26 protein-coding genes are annotated in these 26,352 nt (G+C 68.8%); 9 read left to right on the top strand and 17 right to left on the bottom strand.

The features are described 5' to 3' along the window. Positions 1 to 36 precede the first annotated feature (36 nt). The 3 genes from BAMB_RS11885 to BAMB_RS11875 form a co-directional block, all read right to left on the bottom strand. Complete coding sequence (locus BAMB_RS11885; RefSeq protein WP_011657533.1) at positions 37 to 1,317, bottom strand: O-antigen ligase family protein; 1,281 nt, start codon at positions 1,315 to 1,317, stop codon at positions 37 to 39. Between the two features lie 136 nt (positions 1,318 to 1,453). Beyond that, positions 1,454 to 2,296, bottom strand: a complete 843-nt coding sequence (locus tag BAMB_RS11880; protein ID WP_041491226.1) for a glycosyltransferase family 2 protein — start codon at positions 2,294 to 2,296, stop codon at positions 1,454 to 1,456. 145 nt (positions 2,297 to 2,441) lie between these two features. Further along, a complete protein-coding gene (locus BAMB_RS11875; RefSeq protein ID WP_011657531.1) occupies positions 2,442 to 3,194 on the bottom strand; it encodes a glycosyltransferase family 2 protein in 753 nt (250 codons plus the stop codon). Positions 3,195 to 3,418: 224 nt separating this feature from the next. On the opposite strand from BAMB_RS11875, the gene msbA reads away from it, so the two are divergent. After that, positions 3,419 to 5,170, top strand: a complete 1,752-nt coding sequence (msbA, locus tag BAMB_RS11870) for a lipid A export permease/ATP-binding protein MsbA (protein WP_011657530.1) — start codon at positions 3,419 to 3,421, stop codon at positions 5,168 to 5,170. Positions 5,171 to 5,266: 96 nt separating this feature from the next. Then, positions 5,267 to 5,647 (top strand): RcnB family protein, encoded by a 381-nt coding sequence (locus tag BAMB_RS11865; RefSeq protein WP_006752228.1) that lies wholly within the window; start codon positions 5,267 to 5,269, stop codon positions 5,645 to 5,647. Positions 5,648 to 5,699: 52 nt separating this feature from the next. Here BAMB_RS11865 and BAMB_RS11860 read toward each other — a convergent pair whose 3' ends face one another. The 14 genes from BAMB_RS11860 to upp all read right to left on the bottom strand — a co-directional run bounded on the left by BAMB_RS11860 (position 5,700) and on the right by upp (position 18,726). Next, positions 5,700 to 6,266, bottom strand: a complete 567-nt coding sequence (locus BAMB_RS11860) for an FUSC family protein (protein WP_011657529.1) — start codon at positions 6,264 to 6,266, stop codon at positions 5,700 to 5,702. A gap of 25 nt (positions 6,267 to 6,291) precedes the next feature. Continuing rightward, positions 6,292 to 7,551: an MFS transporter gene (locus BAMB_RS11855; RefSeq protein WP_011657528.1), complete on the bottom strand. Its 1,260-nt coding sequence runs from the start codon at positions 7,549 to 7,551 to the stop codon at positions 6,292 to 6,294. Further along, complete coding sequence (locus BAMB_RS11850) at positions 7,548 to 8,513, bottom strand: PRC-barrel domain-containing protein (protein WP_011657527.1); 966 nt, start codon at positions 8,511 to 8,513, stop codon at positions 7,548 to 7,550. The genes BAMB_RS11855 and BAMB_RS11850 overlap by 4 nt, the downstream gene beginning before the upstream one ends. Before the next feature lie 267 nt (positions 8,514 to 8,780). Continuing rightward, positions 8,781 to 9,950: a collagen-like triple helix repeat-containing protein gene (locus BAMB_RS11845; RefSeq protein ID WP_011657526.1), complete on the bottom strand. Its 1,170-nt coding sequence runs from the start codon at positions 9,948 to 9,950 to the stop codon at positions 8,781 to 8,783. 458 nt (positions 9,951 to 10,408) lie between these two features. Further along, on the bottom strand, positions 10,409 to 10,744 hold the full coding sequence (locus BAMB_RS11840; RefSeq protein WP_006752222.1) for a YggL 50S ribosome-binding family protein: 336 nt from the start codon (positions 10,742 to 10,744) through the stop codon (positions 10,409 to 10,411). Positions 10,745 to 10,865: 121 nt separating this feature from the next. Then, positions 10,866 to 12,335, bottom strand: coding sequence for a ribonuclease G (rng, locus tag BAMB_RS11835; protein WP_011657524.1), 1,470 nt, complete (start codon positions 12,333 to 12,335; stop codon positions 10,866 to 10,868). Between the two features lie 8 nt (positions 12,336 to 12,343). Continuing rightward, positions 12,344 to 12,976 (bottom strand): Maf family protein, encoded by a 633-nt coding sequence (locus tag BAMB_RS11830; RefSeq protein WP_041491225.1) that lies wholly within the window; start codon positions 12,974 to 12,976, stop codon positions 12,344 to 12,346. 50 nt (positions 12,977 to 13,026) lie between these two features. Beyond that, positions 13,027 to 13,497 carry a 23S rRNA (pseudouridine(1915)-N(3))-methyltransferase RlmH gene (gene rlmH, locus BAMB_RS11825; RefSeq protein ID WP_011657522.1) on the bottom strand — a complete coding sequence of 157 codons (471 nt, stop codon included), beginning with the start codon at positions 13,495 to 13,497 and terminating at the stop codon, positions 13,027 to 13,029. 19 nt (positions 13,498 to 13,516) lie between these two features. After that, positions 13,517 to 13,957: a ribosome silencing factor gene (gene rsfS / locus BAMB_RS11820; protein WP_006752218.1), complete on the bottom strand. Its 441-nt coding sequence runs from the start codon at positions 13,955 to 13,957 to the stop codon at positions 13,517 to 13,519. Between the two features lie 4 nt (positions 13,958 to 13,961). Continuing rightward, positions 13,962 to 14,720, bottom strand: coding sequence for a nicotinate-nucleotide adenylyltransferase (locus BAMB_RS11815; RefSeq protein ID WP_095211901.1), 759 nt, complete (start codon positions 14,718 to 14,720; stop codon positions 13,962 to 13,964). Next, positions 14,717 to 15,637, bottom strand: coding sequence for an oxygen-dependent coproporphyrinogen oxidase (hemF, locus tag BAMB_RS11810; RefSeq protein WP_011657520.1), 921 nt, complete (start codon positions 15,635 to 15,637; stop codon positions 14,717 to 14,719). The genes BAMB_RS11815 and hemF overlap by 4 nt, the downstream gene beginning before the upstream one ends. Before the next feature lie 107 nt (positions 15,638 to 15,744). After that, positions 15,745 to 17,025: a phosphoribosylamine--glycine ligase gene (gene purD, locus BAMB_RS11805; RefSeq protein ID WP_011657519.1), complete on the bottom strand. Its 1,281-nt coding sequence runs from the start codon at positions 17,023 to 17,025 to the stop codon at positions 15,745 to 15,747. Between the two features lie 105 nt (positions 17,026 to 17,130). Then, positions 17,131 to 17,859, bottom strand: coding sequence for a YebC/PmpR family DNA-binding transcriptional regulator (locus tag BAMB_RS11800; RefSeq protein WP_011657518.1), 729 nt, complete (start codon positions 17,857 to 17,859; stop codon positions 17,131 to 17,133). A gap of 216 nt (positions 17,860 to 18,075) precedes the next feature. Continuing rightward, positions 18,076 to 18,726 (bottom strand): uracil phosphoribosyltransferase, encoded by a 651-nt coding sequence (upp, locus tag BAMB_RS11795; protein ID WP_011657517.1) that lies wholly within the window; start codon positions 18,724 to 18,726, stop codon positions 18,076 to 18,078. A 225-nt stretch (positions 18,727 to 18,951) separates the two neighbouring features. On the opposite strand from upp, the gene BAMB_RS11790 reads away from it, so the two are divergent. The 7 genes from BAMB_RS11790 to kdpC all read left to right on the top strand — a co-directional run bounded on the left by BAMB_RS11790 (position 18,952) and on the right by kdpC (position 26,324). After that, entirely contained in the window at positions 18,952 to 19,731 is a 780-nt protein-coding gene (locus tag BAMB_RS11790) for an SDR family oxidoreductase (protein WP_011657516.1), read from the top strand. A gap of 55 nt (positions 19,732 to 19,786) precedes the next feature. Next, entirely contained in the window at positions 19,787 to 20,179 is a 393-nt protein-coding gene (locus BAMB_RS11785; RefSeq protein WP_006752212.1) for a methylglyoxal synthase, read from the top strand. 182 nt (positions 20,180 to 20,361) lie between these two features. After that, positions 20,362 to 21,336 carry a quinone oxidoreductase family protein gene (locus tag BAMB_RS11780; RefSeq protein WP_011657515.1) on the top strand — a complete coding sequence of 325 codons (975 nt, stop codon included), beginning with the start codon at positions 20,362 to 20,364 and terminating at the stop codon, positions 21,334 to 21,336. Between the two features lie 321 nt (positions 21,337 to 21,657). Continuing rightward, a complete protein-coding gene (gene kdpF / locus BAMB_RS11770; protein WP_006752209.1) occupies positions 21,658 to 21,750 on the top strand; it encodes a K(+)-transporting ATPase subunit F in 93 nt (30 codons plus the stop codon). Beyond that, positions 21,747 to 23,552: a potassium-transporting ATPase subunit KdpA gene (kdpA, locus tag BAMB_RS11765; RefSeq protein ID WP_011657514.1), complete on the top strand. Its 1,806-nt coding sequence runs from the start codon at positions 21,747 to 21,749 to the stop codon at positions 23,550 to 23,552. Before kdpF ends, kdpA begins: the two co-directional genes overlap by 4 nt. A gap of 54 nt (positions 23,553 to 23,606) precedes the next feature. Further along, positions 23,607 to 25,718, top strand: coding sequence for a potassium-transporting ATPase subunit KdpB (gene kdpB, locus BAMB_RS11760; RefSeq protein ID WP_011657513.1), 2,112 nt, complete (start codon positions 23,607 to 23,609; stop codon positions 25,716 to 25,718). 24 nt (positions 25,719 to 25,742) lie between these two features. Next, positions 25,743 to 26,324: a potassium-transporting ATPase subunit KdpC gene (gene kdpC / locus BAMB_RS11755; protein ID WP_011657512.1), complete on the top strand. Its 582-nt coding sequence runs from the start codon at positions 25,743 to 25,745 to the stop codon at positions 26,322 to 26,324. Positions 26,325 to 26,352 lie beyond the last annotated feature (28 nt).

The following is a 26,352-nucleotide window of genomic DNA, read 5'->3' as shown; positions in this document are numbered from 1 at the left end:
CAGCCCGGCTAGCCCACCAGCCCCGCGCGTGACGCGTTACGCGCTGCGCCGGATCGCCGACGTCTCGCGCGGCAGCGCTTCGCCGCGCTCGGCGCAGCCGAGCAGGATGCCCGCGAGCAGCACCAGCAGGTGGCCTTCGGCGAAATCGAGCAGCAGCGAATTCGCGAGGCTGCCGATCGCGAAGATCGCGAGCCATCCGAGCAGCAGGTGCTGCGAACGCGGGTCGAGCGCGCGGCTGCCGCGCGCGATCTGCACGATCAGGTTCACGAACAGCAGGACCCCGAGCGTGCCGAGCTGCACGGCCATCAGCAGATATTCGTTATGCGGGTTCGACGTGAGCTGGCCTTCGGCGGCCGTCTTGCCCGCCGTGAGCTTCTCGAACTCGAACTCGAGACCGCCCGCGCCGTAGCCGATCACGGGGCGCATGCGATACAGCTCGAGCCCCTTCTTGTACCACTCGAGACGCAGCCCGGTCGACGTGGCCGCATCGGTCTGCCGATACTGCTGCACTTCCGTCACGACCTTCACGAGGCGGCCGTTGTGCATCGTGCACGCGGCAGCGACCAGCGCGACGCCGGCCAGCACCAGCGTTCCGGCGGCGAGGGTGGCGCGCAACGCCGACTGGCGGCGCAGCAGCAACACGAAACGCACCGCGACGACGAGGATCAGCAGCAGCGCGATGACCTGCCCGGTGCGCCCCTGCAGCATCACGAACACGTTGATCAACGACCAGGCGGCGACGGCGCCATACGCGGCGCGCGACAGCGCGGTGCGGGCCGACAGCGCGAGGTCGGCGGCCTGATAGAACAGCAGCGCGCCGAACATGCCGGCCGCGATGTGGTTCTTGAACACCCACGCGCGCGACAGCGGCAGGTCGCTCGCATGCGCGGGCCCGATCGCGGTCAGGCCGAGATAGTTGGTGGTCGACAGCAACAGGATCACGCACAGCGTGCCGAACCACGCGCGCCGCACGATCGGCGCCCAGTTCGAATGGCGGAACGCGAGCACCGCAAACGGCAGCAGCAGCAGCTTGTCGTACTTGCCGATCCAGTTCCACGCCTTCGGGTGCGGCGCGACGGTATAGGTGATGCTCGCGGTCAGCGCCGCGAGGATGAGGAGCGCGGAGAGCGACGCCGGGTCGGTGACGAACGAGCGCAGGTCGCGCCAGAATTCGGGGGAGATCACGAGCGCGGCCGCGAACAGCCCGCAGAACACGTTGGTCAGCGCGGTCGAGACGGGCACCATGCAGAGCGCGATGACGGCGAAGGCGCGGGCGGCGGTCAGGCGCCGCGTGGCGGGAGCGGAAAACGAAAGCATCGGAACCTGTCGAATGGACGAATGCGGCATGCGGGCACCGTGCTGCGCGCCGCGCGCCCCGCGGCGGCAGTGCCCGGGACGAAGCGCGCAGTATACGCGAAGCGGCGCGCGTTTCCGCGAGGTTTCCGGGGCCGGATCAGCTGAACGCGCGCTTGATCCGCGAGCGCAGCAGCGCGCGCTTGAGGCGCCCGTCGACAGTCGGCGTGTCGAGCGCGATACGCGAGCCGGCCGGCTCGCCGCGATGCAGGTAATAGCGGTCGAACGTGGCCTGCGTCATGCCCCATTTGTTGAGGAACTGGCGGCGGCCGTCGTTCTTGACGATCTTGCCGGTGCTCTTCTGCTGGAAGTGATAGACGAGGCTGTCGCCGACGCCGAGGAAGATCCGGCAGCCGGCGTCCCAGAATTTCATCGAGAAGTCGTTGTCGCTGCTCATCCCCGGCGACAGCTCGCTGCTGTAGCCGCCGATGCGGTTCCACCAGTCGCGGTGCACGAGCGTCGGCGGCCAGGTCGAGCCGAGCCAGTCCGCGCGCGCGAGCCGCGGCGTGGCCGCGACGAGGCCGGCCGCGTCGAACTGCTCGGCGTCGCGGCCGAAATTACTGACGACGACGCACGGGTTGCGCGTGTCGACCGGCTCGACCATCGTGCCGGACAGCATGAACAGGTCGGTCGGCATCTGCTCGATGCGCCGCACGAGCGCCGCATCCCAGCCGGGGCAGCAGTACATGTCGTCGTTCATGTAGACGACGTAGTCGCGGGTCGCGCGCGCGGCGGCCAGATTCACCGCGTGGCAGATGCCGATGTTGGTCGGCGACGCGGTGTGCTCGATGCCTTCGCCGCGCACCCAGTCGAGCGTGCCGTCCGAGCCGTCGTTCACGTGCACGATGATCTGGTGGTCGTACGCCGAATGACGGCGCAGGCTGTCGACGACGAGCTTGAGGTACGGCAGGTTGTTCCAGGTCGGGATGATGATGGAGAACATGGCGGTCGGATTCGGTGGTCGTCGTGTCGGCGGCGCGTGGCGCGGCGCCGCGCTTGGGGCGCGCATCGCATGCGGGCAGCCCGGCATTGTAACGCCGGGCCGGCCGCATGCCGGCGGCGTCGGGGTGGGGCGGGGCGGCCCGCGCTCAGCGGGCCGGCTCGTGGCCGAGCTTCAGGAACCGGTAGTACACCGTTTCCGCGTTGAACACGGCGATCATGAAGCCCGCGCGTCCGTCGAGAAATCCGCGCCGCAGCACGTAGGTCCGCACGAACGCCCATGCGCCGCGCGCGAGCGCCTTGCCGAAGCCGCCGCGCTGGCCGGCCGCGCGGCGCTGGCGCGCGCCGGCCGTCGAATACGCATCGAGCTTACGCACGACGGTTTCGAAATCCTCGTATGAATAGTGCATCAGCTTGCCCGCCAGCCGCTGCGCGGGCGTGTCGAACACGAGCCGCTCGTGCACCAGGTCGTCGGAGAAGCGTGCGGCGCCGCGCCGGAACAGGCGCGGCACCCAGTCCGGATACCAGCCGCTGTGGCGGATCCACTGGCCGCAGAAGCTCGACAGCCGGTCGAGCGCGTAGACTTGCGCGGCCGGCGCGCGGATGGCCGCACGGATCGACTGCGCAAGTTCGGGGCTGACCACCTCGTCGGTGTCGAGCGACAGGATCCAGTCGGTGTCGAGCGCGGCGAGCGCGCGGTTCTTCTGCGGGCCGAAGCCCGGCCAGTCGCGCTCGACGATCACGCGCGCGCCATGTGCACGAGCGATCGCGACGGTATCGTCGGTGCTGCCGCCGTCGATCACGACGACGTCGTCGGCGAAGGCCAGCGCGTCGAGGCACTGCGCGAGCCGCGCGGCCGCGTTGAGGGCGATGAGGGCGACGCCGAGGGTGGGTTCTGCCATGAAATCGTCGAAAAAGGCGGAGAAAACGGTGAGCGGCAGTATACCCGCGCACCGGCCGGCGGCCGCTTCGGCAACGGCCGTGCCGGCGCGGGCGGTACAGCTATAATGTTGGGCCTTTTTCGGCAACCGCCGGACTGGGCGAATCCCGGGCAGCCATGCCCCGGGCGCCGCGTCGCGGCTCAAGAAGGATTGCCTTGGAAACCCAGAACACTCTTCGCAAACCGATGGACGGCACGGGCACGTCGCCGTTCACGGTTCTCAAGCGCCTGTGGCCGTACATCCGGCCGCTGATCGGCATCGTGGTGCTCGCCGTCGTCACGATGGGCGTCGTCGCGGCCACCGAAGCCGGGATTCCGGCGCTGCTCAAGCCGCTGCTCGACCACGGCTTCGGCTCGCACGGCAGCGATCGCGCGAAATGGTACGTGCCGATGGCCGTGATCGGCCTCGCGCTCGTGCGCGGCGTGTCGCAGTACACATCGAATTACCTGCTCAACTACGTATCGAACCGCATCCTGCTGCAGCTGCGGCTCGAAATGTTCCAGCGGATGCTGCACACGGGCGCGTCGTTCTTCCAGCGCGAGACGGCGAGCACGGTGATCAACGCGATCGTGTTCGAGGTCAACCAGATCCTCGCGGTGCTGACCGGCGTGATGGTCACGCTCGTGCGCGACTCGCTGACGGTGATGTTCCTGCTCGGCTACCTGTTCTACCTGAACTGGCGGCTCACGCTGATCGTCGCGGTGATCCTGCCGGGCATCGGCTGGCTCGTCAGCAAGATCAACCGCCGCCTGCGCCGCCTGAACCGCGAGCACCAGACGCTGACCAACGAGCTGTCGTACATCGTCGAGGAGACGGTCGGCGGCTACAAGGTCGTCAAGGTGCACAACGGCGAGACGTACGAGATGGACCGCTTCACCGCGATGAGCAAGCGCCTGCGCGGCTACGCGATGCGCATGACGATCTCGGGCGGCCTCGCGCAGCCGCTGACGCAGTTCCTCGCGTCGATCGCGCTCGCGGTCGTGATCACGATCGCGGTCGTGCAGTCGACCAACGATCAGACGACGGTCGGCGGCTTCGTCGCGTTCGTCACGTCGATGCTGCTGGTGATTTCGCCGCTCAAGCACCTGATCGACGTGAACCAGCCGCTGCAGCGCGGGATGACGGCCGCCGAGCTGATCTTCGGGCTGATCGACGAGCCGGGCGAGCCGCAGGGCGGCGGCCGTGCGCTGCCGCACGCGCGCGGCGAGATCGAATTCCGCGGCGTGTCGTTCGACTACGGCGCCTCCGAGCGGCCGACGCTCGACCGCATTTCGTTCAAGGTCGCGCCGGGCGAGATGATCGCGCTCGCGGGGCCGTCGGGCAGCGGCAAGACGACCCTCGTGAACCTGCTGCCGCGCTTCTTCGACCCCACGGGCGGCGCGATCCTGGTCGACGGCGTGCCGGTGGCCGACTACGACCTGCACGCGCTGCGCGGCCAGATGGCGATGGTCAGCCAGGACGTCGTGCTGTTCAACGACACGATCGCCGCGAACGTCGCGTATGGCCAGACGCCCGATCGTGCGCGCGTGCAGGCGGCACTCGAGGCCGCGAACCTTGCCGACGCGGTCGCCGCGATGCCCGACGGGCTCGACACGCTGGTCGGCGGCAACGGGATGCGTCTGTCGGGCGGCCAGCGGCAGCGGCTCGCGATCGCGCGCGCGATCTACAAGGACGCGCCGATCCTGATCCTCGACGAGGCGACCTCCGCGCTCGATTCGGAGTCCGAGCGCCACGTGCAGGCCGCGCTCGAGCGGCTGATGGAAGGGCGCACGACGCTCGTGATCGCGCACCGGCTGTCGACGATCGAGCGTGCGGACCGGATCCTCGTGCTCGAAGCCGGCAAGATCGTCGAAGAGGGCAGCCACGAAGAACTGCTGCGCCACGGCGGGCTGTACGCGCACCTCCACCGGATCCAGTACCAGCAGCAGGCGGCGTGACGCCGGGGCATGCCGCCGGGTCATGCCGGTGTGCTAGTCTTGATCGGGCAGGCACCGTTGTTTCCGGTTCGACGTGACAACTCGGAGGGAAGAACAATGAAGAAGATGCACGGGACGATGCTGGCCGCGCTGATCGTGGCGGGTTTCGCGGCACCCGCGGCCATGGCGCAGGGTCATGGCAACGACGACAACCACGGCAATCATGGCATGCACCGCGGGCATGGCCCGAAGCACATGCCACCCGGCCAGATGCGCCACGAGGACGACGTGCCGCCGCGCTGGGCCGACCAGCCGCATCGCGAGTGGCACAAGGGCGACCGGCTTCCCGGCGAATTCCGCGATCGCCAGTACGTGGTCGAGGACTGGCGCGGCTATCACCTGAGTGCGCCGCCGCGCGGCTATCAGTGGGTGGGCGTCGGTGGCGACTACCTGCTCGTGCAGATCGGTTCGGGCATCGTGCTGCGGGTCGGTCCGTAACGTTTCTTTCCGATGGTTCATCCGGCTGCCGGGCGCGTTGCCCGGCGCCGCGTCACTTTGCCGCCGCCCGGCGGAACCAGCGTCGCTCGATCAGCGACATCGCCCAGCACACGGCCAGCGCGCACACGGTGCCGAGCGCCACTTCCCCGAGTCGCATCAGCGGAATATCCCATAGCGGGCCGTTGCCCGGAAACAGCAGCACGATCGTCGCGGTCACGCCGCCGAGCCGCGCCGCGCTGCCGACGTTCAGGCACCAGCAGCTGACGATCGTGAGCGCGACCGCGAGCGCATAGGCGACGAGGCGGTCGCCGCCGAGCGCCGCGCCCGCGAAGCCGAGCAGGCCGCCGATCATCGCGCCGATGAACTGGTCGCGCGACAGCGACATCGTGTCCGAGTAGTTGTGCTGCGTGACGGCGATCGCGGTGACCGCCGCCCACACGGCCTGTTCGGTGTGCAGCGCGCGGCCGATCGTGTACGCGAGGCACGCGCCGCACACCGCCTGCAGCGCCATCAGCGCACCCTGCGTGAGCCGTTCGCCGAAGGTCAACCCCTTGAACAGATCGAAGATCGACTGCTGGATCTGCTGGCGGGCTTCGTTGAGTGTCCTGATCGTATCCATCGTGTCGTGCCGGGAAGCGGGGGCGTCAGTGCGCCTGTTCGGGCGACGCGTCGGCCGGCTCGCCGGCGGTCACGTCGCCGTTGTCGACGCGCGTTTCGGGCATCGCGAGCCAGACCAGCAGCGCCGCGAGCGCGCCGGCCGCGGCCAGCCCGAAGAAACTGGTCGTGTTGCCGAAGTGATCGGCGACATAGCCGGCCACGGCCGTGCTGAGCGTCGCGCCGATGCCGGCCGCAAGTCCGAACAGCCCGATGCACAGGTTGTAGCGGCCCTTGCCGCCCGCGACGTCGGCCGCGATCAGCGGCAGCATCACGCCGAACACGGCCGCGCTGATGCCGTCGAGCATCTGCACCGGCACGAGCAGGTACGGGCTGCTCACGCCGGCGAACAGCAGCGCGCGCACCGGCAGCGCGGAGAAGCCGAGCAGCAGGATCGGCCTTCGACCCCAGCGTTGCGACGAGCGGCCGACCCACGGCGACAGCATCGCGACGATCGCCTGCGGCACGATGATGCACGCGGCGATCACGAGCTGCACGTTCTCGCCCATCCCGGCCGTGACTTCGCCGGCCGCGAGGTTGAGCATCGCCGCGTTCGACAGGTGGAACAGCACGACGCACGACGCGAAGATCAGCATCCGGCGATCGCGCAGCAGCTCGAGCAGCGTCTCGCGGTGCTCGCCTTCGTCGTCATCGTCGGGTTTCGACGATTGCGGAATCACTTCGTGCGTCGGCTGGATCATCGCGAGCGCGAACAGTGCGGGCAAGGCCAGCACGGCGGTCAGCCAGAACACCGCGCGCGCGGAGAAATACTCGCCGGTGAGCCCCATCAGGCCCGCCGCGACCGCGCTGCCGATCGACGCCCAGCGCGCGTTGCGGCCGAGCCGGTCGCCGAGATCGGCGCGACCGACCAGCGAGAACGAGATCGCGGCCATCGCCGGCACGAGCATGCAGCTCGCGAAGCCGTGGAACACTTCGGCCGCGATCACCGGCACGATCGTCGGGCTCGACGCGAGCAGCACCGCGGACAGGATGATGGCCACGATCGCCCAGGCGGCCGCGCCTTTCTTGTTCTTCAGCGCGTCGACGGCGGCGCCGCCCGGCACCTGGCTGACCATCGCGCTGATCGTGCCGATCGACAGCACCATGCCGATCTCGCCCTGCGTCCACTTGTGCGACGCGAGGTAGGACGCGATGAACGGACCGAACCCGGTTTGAACGTTTGCAACGAAAAAGTTGAGCCAGTCGAGGGACCGCAGACTACGTACGGTGACGGAATGCTTGATCGTCATCGGGTCGCACTCGCAGAGGAAGCCTGCGCCGGTGCCGGGGCAACGGGCGGGTAGACCGCGACGATCGGCTTGTCGGCCGCGTAGGGCGGCGCCGCCTTGATCTGTGCGTCGTTGAGGTCGAGCTGCGGGCGCAGCGCCTTGTCACGCGTGACGAAGCGCAGCGCGCCCCAGCTCGCGGCGATCGAACGGCGGTCGGTATTGACGAGGCCGCCGAGGTCGAGCACGACGGCCTGCGGCTGCGCGGCGCGGTCGATCAGCACGTCGACGACGCGGCCGATCTTCGTGCCGTTCGGGCGCTCGACGTCGCTGTCGAGCAGCGGCAGCCGCGTGGCGGGCGACGCCGCGGCCGAACCCGACAGCGGCACGGCCTTGGGCCTCGCGGCAGGCGGCAGGTCGCCCGACGGCACGTCGAGCACGATCGGCTCCTGCTTGCCGCCCGGCGTAAAGCGGAACACGTTCCACGGGAAGATGACCTTGCGGTCGCCGATGCCCATGAAACCCTGCAGGTTGACGATCATCTCGCGCGGCTTGCCGCTCGTGTCGATCACCATGTCGACCGCGCGGCCGATCACCTTGCCGTTGCGGCGCGCGACTTCGCTGTCGAGCAGCGCATGGATCTGGGTGCGGTCGAGCGGGCGGGTCGCGACGAGCGGGGGCGGCGGCGGAGGCGGCGGGGCCGGCGGTTCGGCACGTTGCACCGGCTTCGGCCGCGGCACCTCGCGGTGCGGCTTTTTCGGCGCTTCCGGTTCCTCCGGGTGCGTCGGCGCGGGCACGGGCGGCATCGTCAGCGGCTCGCCGGCGGTTTCCCGGACGGGCTCGATGAGCGCCTCGCTGATCGGCGCGGGCGGATTCTGGGTCGGCAGCAAGCTGCAGCCGGACAGCAGCGCGGCGGCGAGCACCAGGAAGACCGTCGAGGACGGGAACGACATTCGGGATGCGGGAAACGGGAGTCCGCCGCTCATTGACACTCACTCCATGGGTCGGGGGCCGGGCCTGCAGGCGCGCGGCTGGCGATGGATGGCGGGTGCGGGCGGCGCACCTCGCGAGGTGAGAGTTTAACGTGTCTTCCTTTCAGGACCGATTTCTGCGCAGGATCGGGCGCGCAATGGCGGGGAAAGGGTAGCGATCGATTGCCGGGCGGGCGGCATCGGACGCATAAGGGGCCATAACGCACGCGGCGCCCGACCGTCGACGACGGTACGGGCGCCGCAGGGGCTGCCGGCGTGACGTTACTTTTTGACCAGCGTGCCCAGCGTCGTCGTGACCGGGGCGAGCAGGCCGCCGCCGGTATTCGACAGCACGCCGGTGCCGCTGCCGCCCGTCAGGCCGCCGACCGCCGACGTGAGCGTGCCGGCCGGTTTGCTGCCGCCCGTCGTGCCACCGAGTGCGCCGGTCGACAGGAGCCCCGTCACCGGGGCGAGCGGATTCGTCGCGGCCGCGCCGCCGCCCAGCAGCGCGGTGCCTGCGGTGGCGACCGTGTTGCCGGTCGCGGTCACGACGTTGCCGACGCCGGTCGTGACCGGATTGTTGCCCGTCTTCGCGATCGTCGTGCCGGCGTTCGCGACACCGTTGCCGACGGTCGTGACGAGGTTCGTCAGCGGCGCGCCGAGCGGCGTGCTGGCGGCGGCCGTCTGCGTGAGCGAGCCGACCGTCGTCGTGATCGGCGTGATCGCCGAGCTGGCCGCGCCCGTCACTTGCGCGACCGGGCCGGTCGACAGCTGCGTGCCGAGCGTCGCGCCGCCGCCCGCGATCGTGTTGCCGAGCATCGTCACCGCACCGCCGACGGGCGACGTGACGGGCGCAAGCGGCGCCAGTGCGGAACCGCTGGCCCCCAGGCTCGACACGACCCCGCCCGTCGCGGCGACGGCCTGGCCGAGATCCGTGACCACGCCGCCCGTGCTCGCGACCGTCGTGCCGACCGGATTCGACGACGCGCCGAGCTGGCCGAGGCCCGAGCCGAGGCCGGTGCCGAGCGTCGTGACGGCCGCGCCGACATCCTGCACGACCGCGCCGAGCCCCTGCGTGGTCGCGGGGTTCGTGCCCGGCAGCGTTTGGGCCCCGATCGCCGTGCCGACGCCCGAGATGGCGCCGCCGCCGGCCGTCACGATGTTGCTCGACGCCGCGAGCGTCTGGCCGACGCCGTTGGCCGACGAGCCGCTCGCGCCGTTGCCGGTGCTGCCGGTGCTGCCGGTACCGCCGGTCGATGCCGACGTGCCGCTCGTACCGTTGCCGGTGCCGCCGGTCGACGCCGTCGTGTCGCCGGACCCCGACCCGGAGCCGCCGGTGCCCTTGCTCAGCGAGCCGGAGCCGCCGCACGCGGCCAGCGACATCAGCGCCGCAACGCCTGCCGCGATCATGATCATTCGGAGTCCTGCTTGATGGGTGGTGGGCGCGTTCATGTCTTCCTCGTCTCGATTATGGAAATGGATCAGGCGGCCTTCGTGTGCGCCGGCGTGCGGTCGCTGCGGAAGTGAAGCGGCGCGCGCGTCGTTGTTGTCTCCCTGATTGACCTGTCGCCGTGTCGCGTCTTCGCCTGAGTCGGAATCCGGAGCGCTTGCAGGACGAGTCGTTTGCATTCTTTCGTCTTGCTTGCCGATCGTGCCGGAAATCACCGGATTCGTACGATCAGGGTAGGACCGTCTGCGCGAGCCGTCTTTTAATGATCGTTAAATTGAAGTAAGCGTCCGATTCACTGCCGGAATCGGGCTAATCACGATCGACACGGGGCGCGTCGTGTGATGGGTAGGCGAGAAGCAGGGAGGAAGGGGAGACGTGCGGGTGAAGCGGCGGCGCCGGCCCGGTCCGCCCTGACGGGGGCAGGCGCGGGCGCCGCGCGACGAACGAAGCAAGCGGCGCGTCAGGCGTCCGGATACCACGCGTCGCTGAATTCGCTGACCTGGACGTCGGTCAGCTCCGGCCGTGCGGCCAGCCATGCACGCACGCTCTCGCGGTCGGCGTCGGTGGTCGTGCCGCGCGGCGCGCCGGAGATCACGTAGGCGCCGATCCCTTCGTCGGCGGACGCGACGGTGAGCAGCCCGTTCGCTTCGACGAAATCGATGAACGAATCGATCAGCTGGCCGCGCTCGAGATCGGACAGCTCGTTGCGGTATTGCGCGGTCGCGTTGAACGCGAGTTCCTGGAATTCGGCGATGTGGAGTTTCTTGCGCTGGCGGCGGTTGTGGCGTTGGCTCATGGTGTGGGATGTACGTGAAAAGAAAAAGGGCGGCGGCGGGCGCTGGCGCGACATGCGCAAGCGGCCCGGGCGGCCGCATCGGGGCGCCGCGCGGCAAAGCCGGCGGCGGGCAGGCAGGAGGTTACATCAGCACGATATCGTACTGCTCCTGGCTCAGGTTCGACTCGACCTGCAGCGACACCGGCTTGCCGATGAAGTCGATCAGCATCGCGAGATGCTGCGACTCCTCGTCGAGGAACAGGTCGATCACCTGCTGCGCGGCGATCACGCGGAATTCGCGCGGATTGAACTGGCGCGACTCGCGCAGGATCTCGCGCAGGATGTCGTAGCACACGGTGCGCGACGTCTTCACCTGGCCCTTGCCCTGGCAGGTCGGGCACGGCTCGCACAGCACGTGCGCGAGCGATTCGCGCGTGCGCTTGCGCGTCATCTCGACGAGCCCGAGCTGCGAGAAGCCGTTGACCGTCACGCGCGTGCGGTCGCGCGACAGCGCCTTCTTCAGCTCCGACAGCACCGCGTCGCGATGCTCGGCGTTCTCCATGTCGATGAAGTCGATGATGATGATCCCGCCGAGATTGCGCAGCCGCAATTGCCGCGCGATCGTGTGCGCGGCCTCGAGGTTGGTCTTGAAGATCGTGTCGTCGAAGTTGCGTGCGCCGACGTAGCCGCCGGTGTTCACGTCGATCGTCGTCATCGCCTCGGTCTGGTCGATCATCAGGTAGCCGCCCGACTTCAGGTCGACGCGGCGCGACAGCGCGCGCTGGATCTCCGTCTCGATGTTGTACAGGTCGAACAGCGGCCGCTCGCCGGTGTAGTGATGCAGCTTCGGACTCACCGCCGGCGTGAACTCGTCCGCGAATTCCGCGAGGCGCTGGTACGTCTCGCGAGAATCGACCTGGATACGCGTCGTGTCGTCGTTCGAGAAATCGCGCAGCACGCGCTGCGCGAGGTCGAGATCCTGGTACAGCAGGCTCGTCGCCGGCAGCCGCTGCGCCTGCGCGACGATCGTCGCCCAGGTCTTGCGCAGGTACGTGACGTCGCCGGCCAGCTCCTCGGAGGTCGCATCCTCGGCGATCGTGCGCACGATGTAGCCGCCTTTCTCGTCCGGCGGGATCACGGCGGTCAGGCGCGCGCGCACGGCCTCGCGCTCGGCCTCGCTCTCGATTTTCTGCGAGATGCCGATGTGCGGCTCCTGCGGCAGATACACGAGCGTGCGGCCCGCGATGCTGACTTGCGTCGACAGTCGCGCGCCCTTCGTGCCGATCGGATCCTTGATCACCTGGACCATCAGCGTCTGGCCTTCGAACACGATCTTCTCGATCGGCTGGTGCGGCGTGCCCGACTGCGGCTCGCCGGCGAGGCGCGGATGCCAGATGTCCGCGACGTGCAGGAACGCCGCGCGTTCCAGGCCGATGTCGATGAACGCCGACTGCATGCCGGGTAGCACGCGCACGACCTTGCCGAGGTAGATGTTGCCGACCCGCCCGCGCGACAGCGTGCGCTCGACGTGAAGCTCCTGCACCGCGCCTTGCTGGACGAGTGCGACCCGTGTTTCCTGGGGCGTGAGGTTGATCAGGATTTCTTCGTTCATGGTGGGATTCAGAAGGCGACGCGCGCGGTGCGGAGCAACGCGGCAGTCTCAAAAAGGGGCAGACCCATGATACCCGAATGGGAACCGTCGATTCGCTCGATGAATTCGGCGGCGCGCCCCTGGATCGCATACGCGCCCGCCTTGCCGAACGGCTCGCCGGTTTCGACGTAGCGCGCGAAGGCGTCGCGCGGTGCAGCCGAAAAGCGCACCGACGAGCGCGACAGCGCGGGCGGCAGCAGTTCGCCGTCGGCGCCGATCACGGCAACCGCGGTCAGCACCTCGTGTTCGCGGCCCGCGAGGCGGGTCAGCATCGCGAGCGCGTCGTCGGCATCGGCCGGCTTGCCGAGGATCGCGCCGTCGATCGTCACCGTGGTATCGGCGACGAGCACCGGCGCGGCCGGCTTGCCGCTCGCAACCAGGCGCGCACGCGCGGCCTCGGCCTTCGCGACGGTGACGCGCCGCACGTACGTGTCGGGGGCTTCGCCGGGCAGTTCGGCTTCGAGCGCCTCGGCGTCCTCGTCGGCGCGCGGCAGCAGCAGCTCGAAGCGCACGCCGATCTGCTGCAGCAATTCCTGGCGGCGTGGGCTTTGTGAAGCGAGGTAAAGGAGCGGGAAAAGGGCGGAGGACGTGCTGGACGGCATGGTGTCGTTATCTCGGTGAGCGCGCGCGGCGCGCGTCCGAGGACGGCACGTCATGCGCGATGATAGGGATGATTCTGCGTGATGCTCCACGCCCGGTAAAGCTGTTCGGCAAGCAGCACGCGTACCATCCCGTGCGGCAGCGTCATGCTGGAGATGCGCAGCAGCACGTCGGCGCGCGCTTTCAGTTCCGGATCGAGCCCGTCGGCGCCGCCGATCACGAACGCGACGTCACGGCCGTCTTGCTGCCAGCCGGGCAGCGCCTGCGCGAGCTGCATGGTGGTCCAGTCGCGGCCGCGCTCGTCGAGCGCGACGATGCGCGCACCCTTCGGCAGCGCGGCCTCGATCTTCTGCCGCTCGGCCGCCATCACGCTGTCCGCGCTGCGGCCGCCCGAACGCAGTTCGGGCTTGATCTCGCGCAGCTCGATGCGCAGCTCGGGCGGCATCCGCTTCGTGTATTCGTCGAAGCCGGACGCGATCCAGCCGGGCATCTTGTGGCCGACCGCGAGGATGAAAAGCTTCATCGGGACGACTCGCTGCGACTCAGCGGCGGCGGGCCGCCGTCTTGCGCGCCGGGCGTGCGGGCGCTTCTTCCTCGTCGTCCTCGCCTTCGCTGGCCGTCGCGAAACCGTCCTTGCCGCCGCCGAGCTTCATCCGCACGGGCTTGTCGCCCCAGATTTCCTCGAGGTTGTAATACTGGCGCAGCGCCGGTTGCAGGATGTGCACGACGGCGTCGCCGCAGTCGACCAGCACCCATTCGCCGGTGTCTTCGCCCTCGGAGCTGACGATGTCGCCGCCGGCTTCCTTGACCTTGTCGCGCACGCTCGACGCGAGTGCCTTGGTCTGGCGGTTCGACGTGCCCGACGCGACGATCACGCGGTCGAACAGTTCGGTCAGATGGCTGGTGTTGAACACCTTGATGTCTTGCGCCTTGATGTCTTCGAGTGCGTCGACGATCACGCGCTGCAGTTTGCGGATATCCATGGAATCAGGAATGGTAGAGACGATGTTGAAGAATATAGGCCCAGACGGCGGCCGGCACATGCTCGGCCGACGCATCGGGCATTTGCGCGTGACGCGCGATGCATTCGCGCAGATGCGCGCGGATGTCGGTTGCGGCGATATCGAACGCCAGCGTCGTATCGATCAGCAGGTGGCCGGCCGGCGTGGTTTTCAGCACGTCGGCGCCGGCCTGCCGCCGCGCGATTTCCTGCGTGACGGCAGGTGACGCCGCGCCAAGGTCGAAACCCGGGCGCGTCGACGCGCACACGTGCGCGTAGTCGAACAGCTTGCGCCAGTCGCGCCAGGTGTCGAGCCGAACCAGCTGGTCGGCGCCGATCAGCAGCGACAGCGATGCGTCGGGGCCGATCCGCTCGCGCCAGCGCGCGAGCGTCTCGACCGTATAGGTCGGGCCGGCGTGCTCGATCTCGTCGGTCGCGACGGTGACGGTCACGCCGGGCAGATGCAGCGAGCCGGCGGCGGCGCGCGTCATCGCGAGCCGATGCTCGGCGGCCGACACGTCGCGCTTCTGGTACGGCTGCCCGGCCGGCAGCAGCGCGAGCTCGGTCAGGCCGAGCACGTCGGCGAACCGGCGCGCGAGCGCGAGGTGACCGTCGTGGATCGGGTCGAACGTGCCGCCCAGCAGGCCGATGCGACGTAACGGCGGGTGCGGCTGCGGGGTGGGGCGGGCGGTGGTGTCCAGAAAAACGTGTCCTGTTCTTGGGGCGGCGGGGCGCGGCGGGCTCAGACCCAGTCGCGCGGCACGAGAAACTCGCTCAGGCGCGCTTCCGGCGAACCCGGCTCGGGTTGCCAGTTGTAGCGCCAGTTCGCGACCGGCGGCATCGACATCAGGATCGATTCGGTCCGGCCGCCGCTTTGCAGGCCGAACAGCGTGCCGCGGTCGAACACGAGGTTGAATTCGACGTAGCGGCCGCGCCGGTAAGCCTGGAAGTCGCGCTCGCGCTCGCCATACGGCAGCGCGGCACGGCGCTCGACGATCGGCAGGTACGCGTTCAGGAACGCGTCGCCGACGCTTTGCATCATCTCAAACGAGCGTTCGAATCCGGGCTCGGAGAAATCGTCGAAGAAGATCCCGCCGATGCCGCGCGTCTCGTTGCGGTGCTTCAGGAAGAAATACTCGTCGCACCAGGTCTTGAAGCGCGGGTAGAGCTCGGCGCCGAACGGATCGAGCGCGTCCTTGCAGACCTGGTGGAAATGCCGCGCGTCGTCCTCGAACGGATAAACCGGTGTCAGATCCATGCCGCCGCCGAACCAGAAGATCGGCGCCTCGCCCGGCTTCGTCGCGATCAGCATCCGCACGTTCATGTGTACGGTCGGGCAGTACGGGTTGCGCGGGTGCAGCACGAGCGACACACCGAGCGCCTCGAAACCGCGGCCGGCCAGCTGCGGGCGCGCGGCGCTCGCCGACGGCGGCAGCGCGTCGCCCGCCACGTCGGAAAAACCGATCCCCGCGCGCTCGAACACGCGGCCGCCTTCGAGAATCCGCGTACAGCCGCCGCCGCGCAGCCGCTCTTCAGGGCCGCGCTGCCATGCGTCGGTCGCGAGCGGCGTGCCGTCGAGCGCGCCGAGCGCGTCGGCGATGCGAGCTTGCAGGCCCTGGAGGTACGTGCGCACGCGGGGCACGTCGTAGGTGGAATCGGTCATGTCTGGACTGGATGCCCCCGCGCGAAGCGGGGGCCGTAAAAAAGGCCACTGCCGGGCATTCTATCGAACCCCGGCAGAGGGGCCTGCGCGGGCAGGCGGTCAGTGCGTCACGCGCTCTTCCGGTTCAGTGCACGGAAGCCGATGTCGCGCCGGTACTGCATGCCTTCGAAATTGATCTGGTTGATCGTGTCGTATGCATGCTGCTGCGCTTCGCGCACCGAATCGGCGAGGCCGACCACGCACAGCACGCGGCCGCCCGAGGTAATGAGCTTGTCGCCTTCGGCGAGCGTCGTGCCTGCATGGAACGTCACGGCCTGGGCCGTCTCGGCCGGGATCCCGTTGATGCGGTCGCCCTTGCGCGGCGCGTCCGGATAGCCGTGCGCGGCCAGCACGACGCCGAGCGCGGTGCGGCGATCCCAGTCGAGCTCGACCGAATCGAGCGTGCCCGCGATCGCCTGTTCGACGACCTTCGAAAAATCGCTCTTCAGGCGCGCCATGATCGGCTGCGTCTCGGGGTCGCCCATCCGGCAGTTGAACTCGAGCGTGCGCGGATTGCCTTCCTTGTCGATCATCAGGCCCGCATACAGGAAGCCCGTGAAGCGGATGCCGTCCTTTTCCATCCCGCGGACCGTCGGCATGATGATTTCGCGCATCACGCGTGCGTGCATCTGCGGCGTGACGATCGGCGCGGGCGAATAGGCGCCCATGCCGCCCGTGTTCGGGCCGCGGTCCTCGTCGAGCAGGCGCTTGTGGTCCTGGCTCGATGCCAGTGCCAGCGCGTGCTTGCCGTCGACCATCACGATGAAGCTCGCTTCCTCGCCGTCGAGGAATTCCTCGATCACGACGCGCGCGCCGGCGTCGCCCAGCTTGTTGCCCGACAGCATCATGTCGACCGCGGCGTGCGCTTCTTCCAGCGTCATCGCGACGACGACACCCTTGCCGGCCGCGAGGCCGTCTGCCTTCACGACGATCGGCGCACCCTTCGCGTCGATGTACGCGTGCGCGGCGGCGGCGTCGGAGAAGGTTTCGTAGTCGGCGGTCGGAATGCCGTGACGCTTCATGAACGCCTTCGCGAAATCCTTCGAGCTTTCGAGCTGCGCGGCTTCGCGGGTCGGGCCGAACACCTTCAGGCCGCGGGCGCGGAACAGGTTGACGATGCCGGCCGCGAGCGGCGCTTCCGGCCCGACGAGCGTGAACGCGACGCCTTCGCTTTCCGCGAAATCGGCCAGCGCGTCGAGCGACGTGATGTCGACGTTTTTCAGACGCGCGTCTTGCGCCGTGCCGCCATTGCCCGGCGCGACGTAGACCATCTGGACGCGCGGCGATTGCGCGAGCTTCCACGCGAGCGCATGTTCGCGGCCGCCTGAACCGACGACGAGTAGTTTCATGGGATTCCCCGCAGACTAGAAAACAGGGCGGCCGGCACGCTCAGGCGCGCCGGCCGCGAAATCGGTCGAGCCGCCGCCGTGATCGTGTGCACGGCGGCCGGCATCTCATTCCTCGACGATGACGGCGTTCGTATACACCTCCTGCACGTCGTCGAGGTTCTCGAGCGCGTCCAGGAGCTTCTGCATCTTTGCCGCATCGTCGCCGGTGAATTCGACTTCGTTCTGCGGCTTCATCGTCACTTCGGCGAGTTCGGCCTTGAAGCCCGCGGCTTCGAGCGCGTCCTTCACCGCCGAGAACGCCTGCCAGTCGCACAGCACCTCGATCGAGCCGTCGTCGTTCGTGCTGACGTCGTCCGCGCCGGCTTCGAGCGCCGCTTCCATCAGCGCGTCTTCCGACGTGCCGGGCGCGAACAGGAACTGGCCGACGTGATCGAACATGAACGCGACCGAACCGTCGGTGCCCATGTTGCCGCCGAACTTCGAGAACGCGTGGCGGACTTCCGCGACCGTGCGGATGCGGTTGTCGGTCAGCGTGTCGACGATGATGGCCGCGCCGCTGATGCCGTAGCCTTCGTAACGGATTTCTTCGTAGTTCGCGCCGTCCGCGCCGCCGACGCCGCGGTCGATCGCGCGCTTGACGTTGTCCTTCGGCATGTTCGCGTCGGCCGCCTTGTCGACCGCGAGACGCAGACGCGGGTTCGAGTTCGCGTCACCGCCGCCGAGGCGCGCCGCGACCTGGATTTCCTTGATCAGGCGAGTCCAGATCTTGCCGCGCTTCGCGTCGGCCGCTGCCTTCTTATGCTTGATGTTGGCCCATTTCGAATGACCAGCCATACCTTTCTCCGTGCCCGGGCGCGCTGCGCGGGCGATTGTGCCAATGTGTCGTTGAATCGGCGGCCGTGTCGGCGGGCGTGATGCCGCGGGGCCGCGCGTGTCGAGTAGAACGTGATTTTATCACGCGGCGACCGTCGCTTCGGGGCCGCCGCGCATGGCCGAACGGCCGGTGCGGGCCGTCGCCGCGCACCGGCCGGTCGGTCCGGCCGCGGCGCGTCAGTTCTTGGTGCCGAACAGGCGGTCGCCCGCGTCGCCCAGGCCCGGCACGATGTACGCGTGCTCGTTCAGGTGCGAGTCGAGCGACGCGACGAACAGCTTCACGTCCGGGTGGGCGTCCTGGAACACCTGCACGCCTTCGGGCGCGGCGACCAGCGCGACGAACGTGATGTTCGCGGCCGGCACGTTGCGGCGCTTGAGCACGTCGACCGCGTGCACGGCCGAGTAGCCGGTCGCGACCATCGGGTCGCACAGGATGAAGATGCGGTCTTCGAGGTCCGGCAGGCGCACCAGGTATTCGACCGGGCGGTGATCTTCCGCGCGGTACACGCCGATGTGGCCGACCCGCGCGGACGGGACCAGGTCGAGCAGGCCGTCCGACATCCCGATGCCCGCGCGCAGCACGGGCACGATCGCCAGCTTCTTGCCCGCGATCACCGGTGCGTCGACCGCGACGAGCGGGGTTTCGACCCGCTTGGTCGTGATCGGCAGGTTGCGGGTGATCTCATAGCCCATCAGCAGCGTGATTTCGCGCAGCAGCTCGCGGAACGTGCGCGTCGACGTGTCCTTGTCGCGCATGTGCGTGAGCTTGTGCTGGATCAGCGGGTGATCGGTGATGAAGAGATTCGGGAAACGGCTGTCCTGTTTCATGACGGGGGCGCCTTGAACGGCAAAAGGGGATCGGGGGCGGCGGCGGGCGCAAGCCGGCTGCCGCTTATGGCCGCAATTTTACCAAGGCGCGCCGCGCGATCCGGATATTATCGACGTCTCACGACAATCCGCGCGTCGTGCCAGCCCGTTCGCGACCGTTCGCCCGTCCGGCGATGCGGCCGGGGCCGGGCCGCGCCGGCGCGCGTCGCCATAAAGGAATCGACGATGGATCTCGGCATCGCAGGAAAGACCGCCCTCGTGTGCGCGGCGAGCAAGGGCCTCGGGCGCGGCTGCGCGGAAGCGCTGGCCGCCGAGGGCGTGAATCTCGTGATCGTCGCGCGCACGCGCGACACGCTGGAGGAAACAGCCGAGGAGATCCGCGCCGCGTCGAATGTGTCGGTCACTGCCGTCGCATGCGACATCACGACGCCCGACGGGCGCGCGGCCGCGCTCGCCGCCTGCCCGCAGCCGGATATTCTCGTGAACAATGCGGGCGGCCCGCCGCCCGGCGACTTCCGCGATTTCTCGCATGACGACTGGATCCGCGCGCTCGAGGCGAACATGCTGACGCCGATCGAGCTGATCCGCGCGACCGTCGACGGGATGATCGGGCGCGGCTTCGGCCGGATCGTCAATATCACGAGTTCGGCCGTGAAGGCGCCGATCGACGTGCTTGCGCTGTCGAACGGCGCGCGCTCGGGGCTGACCGGCTTCGTCGCGGGGCTGTCGCGCAAGGTCGCCGGCCAGGGCGTGACGATCAACAACCTGCTGCCGGGGCTGTTCGACACCGACCGGATCGCGACGACGCTTGCCGCGTCGGCGAAGGCGCAGGGCGTGACGGTCGACGAGCTGCGCGCGCGGCGCGCGAAGGAGATCCCGGCCGGGCGCCTCGGCACGCGTGCCGAATTCGGCGCCGCGTGCGCGTTTCTCTGCAGCGTGCATGCCGGCTATATCACCGGGCAGAACTGGCTGCTCGACGGCGGCGCGTATCCGGGCACGTTCTGACGCGCGCACCGCCATTCACGAAGACGACAACCATCGAACCACGAAGGAACCGGAGATGAGCAAACCCCGCATCGCACTGATTGCGCACGACGCGAAGAAGGACGACATCGTCGCGCTCACGGGCCAGTTCCGCGAGACGCTCGCGCAATGCCGGCTGGTCGCGACGGGCACGACGGGCGGCCGCATCGCCGCCGCGCACGGGCTCGAGGTCGAGCGCAAGCTGTCGGGGCCGCTCGGCGGCGACCTGCAGATCGGTGCGGAGCTGGCCGACGGCCGCGTCGACATCGTCGTGTTCCTGCGCGACCCGATGACCGCGCAGCCGCACGATCCGGACATCACCGCGCTGGTGCGCGCGTGCGACGTGCACGACGTGCCGGTCGCGACCAACGTCGCGACCGCGCGGATGCTGCTCGACGATCTGGCGCGGAACATGCAGGACGTCTGCTAGCGCGCGTGCCGGCCCGATTGCCCCTGCTTGCGTCAGGGCCATGCCCACGCCCGACGGTTGCGCGCGAGAATCGGGCGTCGCGACGCGCAACTGCCGCCGGCGCCCGTCTGCACGGTGGGCGACGGCCCGCGCGTCGGCGACCCGAATATCCCCTGACCGATTCAGAAACGAGGAGCGAAACGATGCCGAAAGCAATCCGATACGACCAGCCGGGCGGCCCGGACGTGATGAAGTGGGTCGATGTCGAGGTCGGCGCGCCGAAGGCCGGCGAAGTCCGCATCCGGCAGCAGGCGGTCGGGCTCAATTACATCGACGTGTATTTCCGTACGGGCCTCTATCCGCAGCCGCTGCCCGGCGGGCTCGGGATGGAGGCGGCGGGCGAGGTGACGGCCGTCGGCGACGGCGTGACCGCCTTCAAGGCGGGCGATCGCGTCGCGTACGTCGGGCAGCCGCCGGGCGCGTATGCGCAGGAGCGCGTGATGCCGGCCGAGCGGCTCGTGAAGCTGCCCGACGGGATCAGCGATGACGACGCGGCCTCGGTGATGCTGCAAGGGCTGACCGCGCACTACCTGCTGCGCCGCACGTACCCGGTGAAGGCCGGCGACACGATCCTGATCCATGCGGCGGCCGGCGGCGTCGGCCTGCTCGTGTGCCAGTGGGCGAAGGCGCTTGGCGCGACCGTGATCGGGACGGTGGGCTCCGACGAGAAGGCCGCGCTCGCGAAGGCGCACGGCTGCGATCATCCGATCGTCTATACGCGCGAGAACTTCACGCAGCGCGTGAAGGAGATCACGAACGGCGCGGGCGTGCCGGTGGTCTACGATTCGATCGGCAAGGACACCTACATCGGTTCGCTCGACTGCCTCGCGCCGCTCGGCTACTTCGTCAGCTTCGGCAATGCATCGGGCCCGCTGCCGGCGATCGACTCGAAGGAGTTCTCGTCGCGCGGCTCGCTGTTCTTCACGCGGCCGACGCTGTTCTCGTACATCGCGAAGCGCGCCGATCTCGAAGCCGCGGCCGCCGAGCTGTTCGACGTGATCCTGACGGGCAAGGTGAAGACGAGCATCAACCAGCGCTATCCGCTCGCGGAAGTCGGCCGCGCGCATGCCGACCTCGAGTCGCGCAAGACGACCGGCTCGACGATCCTCATTCCCTGACCCTTCCGTCGTGCCGGCACCCCGCCGGCACGCGCCCTTGCGGGCGGCGCCGGCCGCCGCCCGTCCTGTCTGCTCTCCCGCACGCCGCAACCGCCCGCCGTCCTCCGCCGCACGCGTTTACGCGTTTTTTACACCCGCCCGATCACCTTTGACCCGTCCTTTACGCGCGTTCCCATAAGGTTCGAGTCGTCAGATTTCGACGACGGAGAACACAAAAATGGATGGGGTTTTCATCGGTGCACTGGTGCTGTTCACCGCGCTGATCCTCGGTTTGCTTGCCGGTTGCGAGAAGCTCGTGCAATACGGTCGCGGGGGGCGGGCATGACGTGGATGCTTTGGCTGGCGGGCGCGTCGACGGCCCTGCTGTTCGCGTATCTCGTCTTTGCGCTGCTGCGCGCGGAGGACATCGAATGAACGCGAACAACCTGTTGCAGATACTGCTGTTCATCGTCGTGCTGCTCGCGGCGGCCGTACCCGTCGCGCGCTACCTGAGCGGCGTGATGGACGGCAGCTCGCGCGTCGTGCGCGTGTTCGGGCCGCTCGAGCGAGTGCTGTACCGCATTGCCGGCGTCGACGCCGGCACCGAAATGAACTGGAAGCAATACGCGATCGCGACGATCGCGTTCAACGCGCTCGGCGTGCTGTTCCTTTACGGGCTGCTGCGCCTGCAGGGCTTGCTGCCCGGCAACCCGCAGCAGTTCGGCGCGATGACGCCCGACGGTGCGTTCAACACGGCCGTCAGCTTCGTCACCAACACGAACTGGCAGGACTACACGCCCGAGCAGACGGTCGGCTACCTGACGCAGATGCTTGGCCTGACCGTGCAGAACTTCCTGTCCGCGGCGACCGGCATCGTCGTCGTGATCGCGCTGATCCGCGGCTTCGCGCGCCACACCGCGCAGACGATCGGCAACTTCTGGGTCGACCTCACGCGCGTGACGCTGTACGTGCTCGTGCCGATGGCCGCGCTCGTCGCCGCGCTGCTGATGAGCCAGGGCGTGATCCAGAACATGAAGGCGTATCAGGACGTGCCGGTGCTGCAGGCGAGCACCTACGCGGCGCCGAAGCTCGACGCGCAGGGCAGCCCGGTGAAGGACGACAAGGGCAACCCGGTGACGGTGCCGACGCCGCTCGTCAAGCAGACGCTCGCGATGGGCCCGGTCGCGTCGCAGGAAGCGATCAAGATGCTCGGCACCAATGGCGGCGGCTTCTTCAATGCGAACTCCGCCCATCCGTACGAGAACCCGACGCCGTTCGCGAACTTCCTGCAGATCTTCTCGATCCTGATCATCCCGGCCGCGCTGTGCCTGGTGTTCGGCCGCATGATCGGCGACCGCCGGCAGGGCATCGCGGTGCTCGCGGCGATGACGGTCGCGTTCGCGGTCGCGGTCGGCGTCGAGGTGAGCGCCGAGCAGGGCGGCAACCCGACGTTCGCCGCGCTTCACGTCGACCAGGCGGCCGGCGCGCTGCAGTCGGGCGGCAACATGGAAGGCAAGGAAACGCGCTTCGGGATCGCGCAGACCGGCATCTTCACGGTCGCGACGACGGCCGCGTCGTGCGGCGCGGTCGACACGATGCACGATTCGCTGACGCCGCTCGGCGGCCTCGTGCCGATGCTGCTGATGCAGCTCGGCGAGGTGGTCTTCGGCGGTGTCGGTTCGGGCCTCTACGGGATGCTCGTGTTCGCGCTGCTCGCGGTGTTCGTCGCCGGCCTGATGATCGGCCGCACGCCCGAATACGTCGGCAAGAAGATCGAGTCGTACGAGATGAAGATGGTGTCGATCGTCGTGCTGCTCACGCCGCTGCTCGTGCTGGTCGGCACGTCGATCGCCGTGCTGGCCGACGCAGGCAAGGCCGGCATCGCGAATCCGGGCCCGCACGGCTTCTCGGAAATCCTGTACGCGTTCAGCTCGGCCGCGAACAACAACGGCAGCGCGTTCGCGGGCCTGACGGTCGGCACGCCGTTCTACAACTGGATGACCGCGATCGCGATGTGGTTCGGCCGTTTCGGCACGATCGTGCCGGTGCTGGCGATCGCCGGCTCGCTCGCCGCGAAGAAGCGCATCGCGGTGACGAGCGGCACGCTGCCGACGCACGGCCCGCTGTTCGTCGTGCTGCTGCTCGGCACCGTGCTGCTGGTGGGCGCGCTGACCTACGTGCCGGCGCTCGCGCTCGGCCCGGGCGTCGAGCATCTGATGATGTGGCTGGGCGCGTAACGCGCGAGCGCATCGCGACACGTTGAAACGACTGAAGAGATTGAAGAGATCGCAATGACTCAACATTCCGCAACACGGTCCATGTTCGATCCGGCGCTGCTGCGTCCGGCGATCGTGGACTCGTTCAAGAAACTCACGCCGCGCACGCAGTTCCGCAATCCGGTGATGTTCTGCGTGTACGTCGGCAGCATCCTGACCACGATCCTGTGGATCGCGGCGCTCGCCGGCCAGGCCGAGGCGCCGGCCGGCTTCATCCTCGCGATCGCGCTGTGGCTGTGGTTCACCGTGCTGTTCGCGAACTTCGCCGAAGCGCTCGCCGAAGGGCGGTCGAAGGCGCAGGCCGCATCGCTGCGCAGCGCGAAGAAGGATGTGCTGGCGAAGAAGCTGAACGAGCCGCATCCGAAGTCGCCGATCCGCATCACGACCGCGTCCGACCTGCGCCGCGGCGACGTCGTGCTGGTCGAGGCCGGCGACGTGATCCCGGCCGACGGCGAGGTGATCGACGGCGTCGCCTCCGTCGACGAATCGGCGATCACCGGCGAATCCGCACCGGTGATCCGCGAGTCGGGCGGCGACTTCTCGTCGGTGACGGGCGGCACGCGCGTGCTGTCCGACTGGATCGTCGTGACGGTCACCGCGAACCCCGGCGAGGCGTTCCTCGACCGGATGATCGCGATGGTCGAAGGCGCGAAGCGCAAGAAGACGCCGAACGAGGTCGCGCTGACGATCCTGCTCGTCGCGCTGACGATCGTGATGCTGCTCGCGACCGCGACGCTGCTGCCGTTCTCGATGTTCTCGGTCGAAGCGATGAAGGCCGGTCACGTGGTGACGATCACCGCGCTCGTCGCGCTGCTGGTGTGCCTGATCCCGACGACGATCGGCGGCCTGCTGTCCGCGATCGGCGTGGCGGGGATGAGCCGGATGATGCAGGCGAACGTGATCGCGACGTCGGGCCGCGCGGTGGAAGCGGCCGGCGACGTCGACGTGCTGCTGCTCGACAAGACCGGCACGATCACGCTGGGCAATCGCCAGGCGTCGATGTTCGTGCCCGCGCCGGGCGTCACCGAGGAAGCGCTGGCCGACGCCGCGCAGCTGTCGTCGCTCGCCGACGAAACGCCGGAAGGGCGCAGCATCGTCGTGCTGGCCAAGGAGCGCTTCAACATCCGCCAGCGCGACATGGCGCAACTGCACGCGACGTTCCTCGGCTTTTCCGCGCAGACGCGCATGAGCGGCGTCGATCTGTTCCCCGAGGGGACGCCCGCCGGCACGCCCGGCCGCGAGATCCGCAAGGGCGCGGCCGACGCGATTCGCCGCTACGTCGAGACGCACGGCGGCCGCTTCCCGGAAGAAGTGCGCCGCGCGGTCGACGACGTCGCGCGCCGCGGCAGCACGCCGCTCGTCGTGGCCGACCTGCATGACGGCGTGGCGCGCGTGCTCGGCGTGATCGAGCTGAAGGACATCGTGAAGGGCGGCATCAAGGAGCGCTTCGCGGAACTGCGCAAGATGGGCATCAAGACCGTGATGGTGACGGGCGACAACCGGTTGACGGCCGCGGCGATCGCGGCGGAGGCGGGCGTCGACGATTTCCTCGCGGAAGCGACGCCGGAAACCAAGCTCGCGACGATCCGCGAGCACCAGACGGCCGGCCGGCTCGTCGCGATGACGGGCGACGGCACCAACGACGCGCCGGCGCTCGCGCAGGCCGACGTGGCCGTGGCGATGAACACCGGCACGCAGGCGGCGAAGGAAGCCGGCAACATGGTCGACCTCGATTCGAACCCGACGAAGTTGATCGAGATCGTCGAGATCGGCAAGCAGATGCTGATGACGCGCGGCTCGCTGACCACGTTCTCGATCGCGAACGACATCGCGAAGTACTTCGCGATCATCCCGGCCGCGTTCGTGACGACGTACCCGCAGCTGCGCGTGCTCGACATCATGCACCTGAGCTCGCCGGCATCCGCGATCCTGTCGGCGGTGATCTTCAACGCGCTGATCATCGTCGCGCTGATCCCGCTCGCGCTGAAGGGCGTCCCTTACCGGCCGCTCGGCGCCGCGTCGCTGCTGCGCCGCAACCTGCTGGTGTACGGCCTCGGCGGCCTGCTGCTGCCGTTCCCGTTCATCAAGCTGATCGACATGACGCTCGCCGCGCTCGGCTGGGCCTGATGCGCCGTACCTGAAGGAACCATCATGAAAACGTTGATTCGCCCGCTCGTCGTGATCTTTGTCGTACTGACCGCCGTGACGGGGCTCGCTTACCCGGCCGTGATGACCGTGTTCGGCCAGGCCGTGTTCCCGTCGCAGGCGAACGGCAGCCTGATCGAGAAGGACGGCCGTGCGGTCGGCTCCGCGCTGATCGGCCAGCCGTTCGATGCGCCGAAATACTTCTGGGGCCGGCTGTCGGCCACGTCGCCGATGCCGTACAACGCGAGCGGCTCCGGCGGCTCGAACCTCGGCCCGCTGAATCCGTCGCTCGCCGAGCAGGTGAAGGCGCGCATCGCCGCGCTGCGCGACGCGGGGACCGATATGTCGACGCCCGTGCCGGTCGACCTCGTGACGGCGTCGGCGAGCGGCCTCGATCCGGAGATCACGCCGGCCGCCGCCGCGTACCAGGTCGAGCGCGTCGCGAAGGCGCGCAACCTGAGCGCCGACGCGGTCGCGCAGCTCGTCGCCGCGAACACGGCGGGCCGCCAGTTCGGCGTGCTCGGCGAGCCGCGCGTGAACGTGCTGAAGCTGAACCTCGCGCTCGACGCAGCGCAGGCCGCGCACTGAAAGTGGACGCGGGCTTCCCGGCGCGGCT

The organism is Burkholderia ambifaria AMMD (assembly GCF_000203915.1).
Classification (GTDB): Bacteria; Pseudomonadota; Gammaproteobacteria; order Burkholderiales; family Burkholderiaceae; genus Burkholderia; species Burkholderia ambifaria.
The sequence above is the reverse complement of the archived record's forward strand: the minus strand, read 5'-3'. Positions and strand labels throughout refer to the sequence as shown.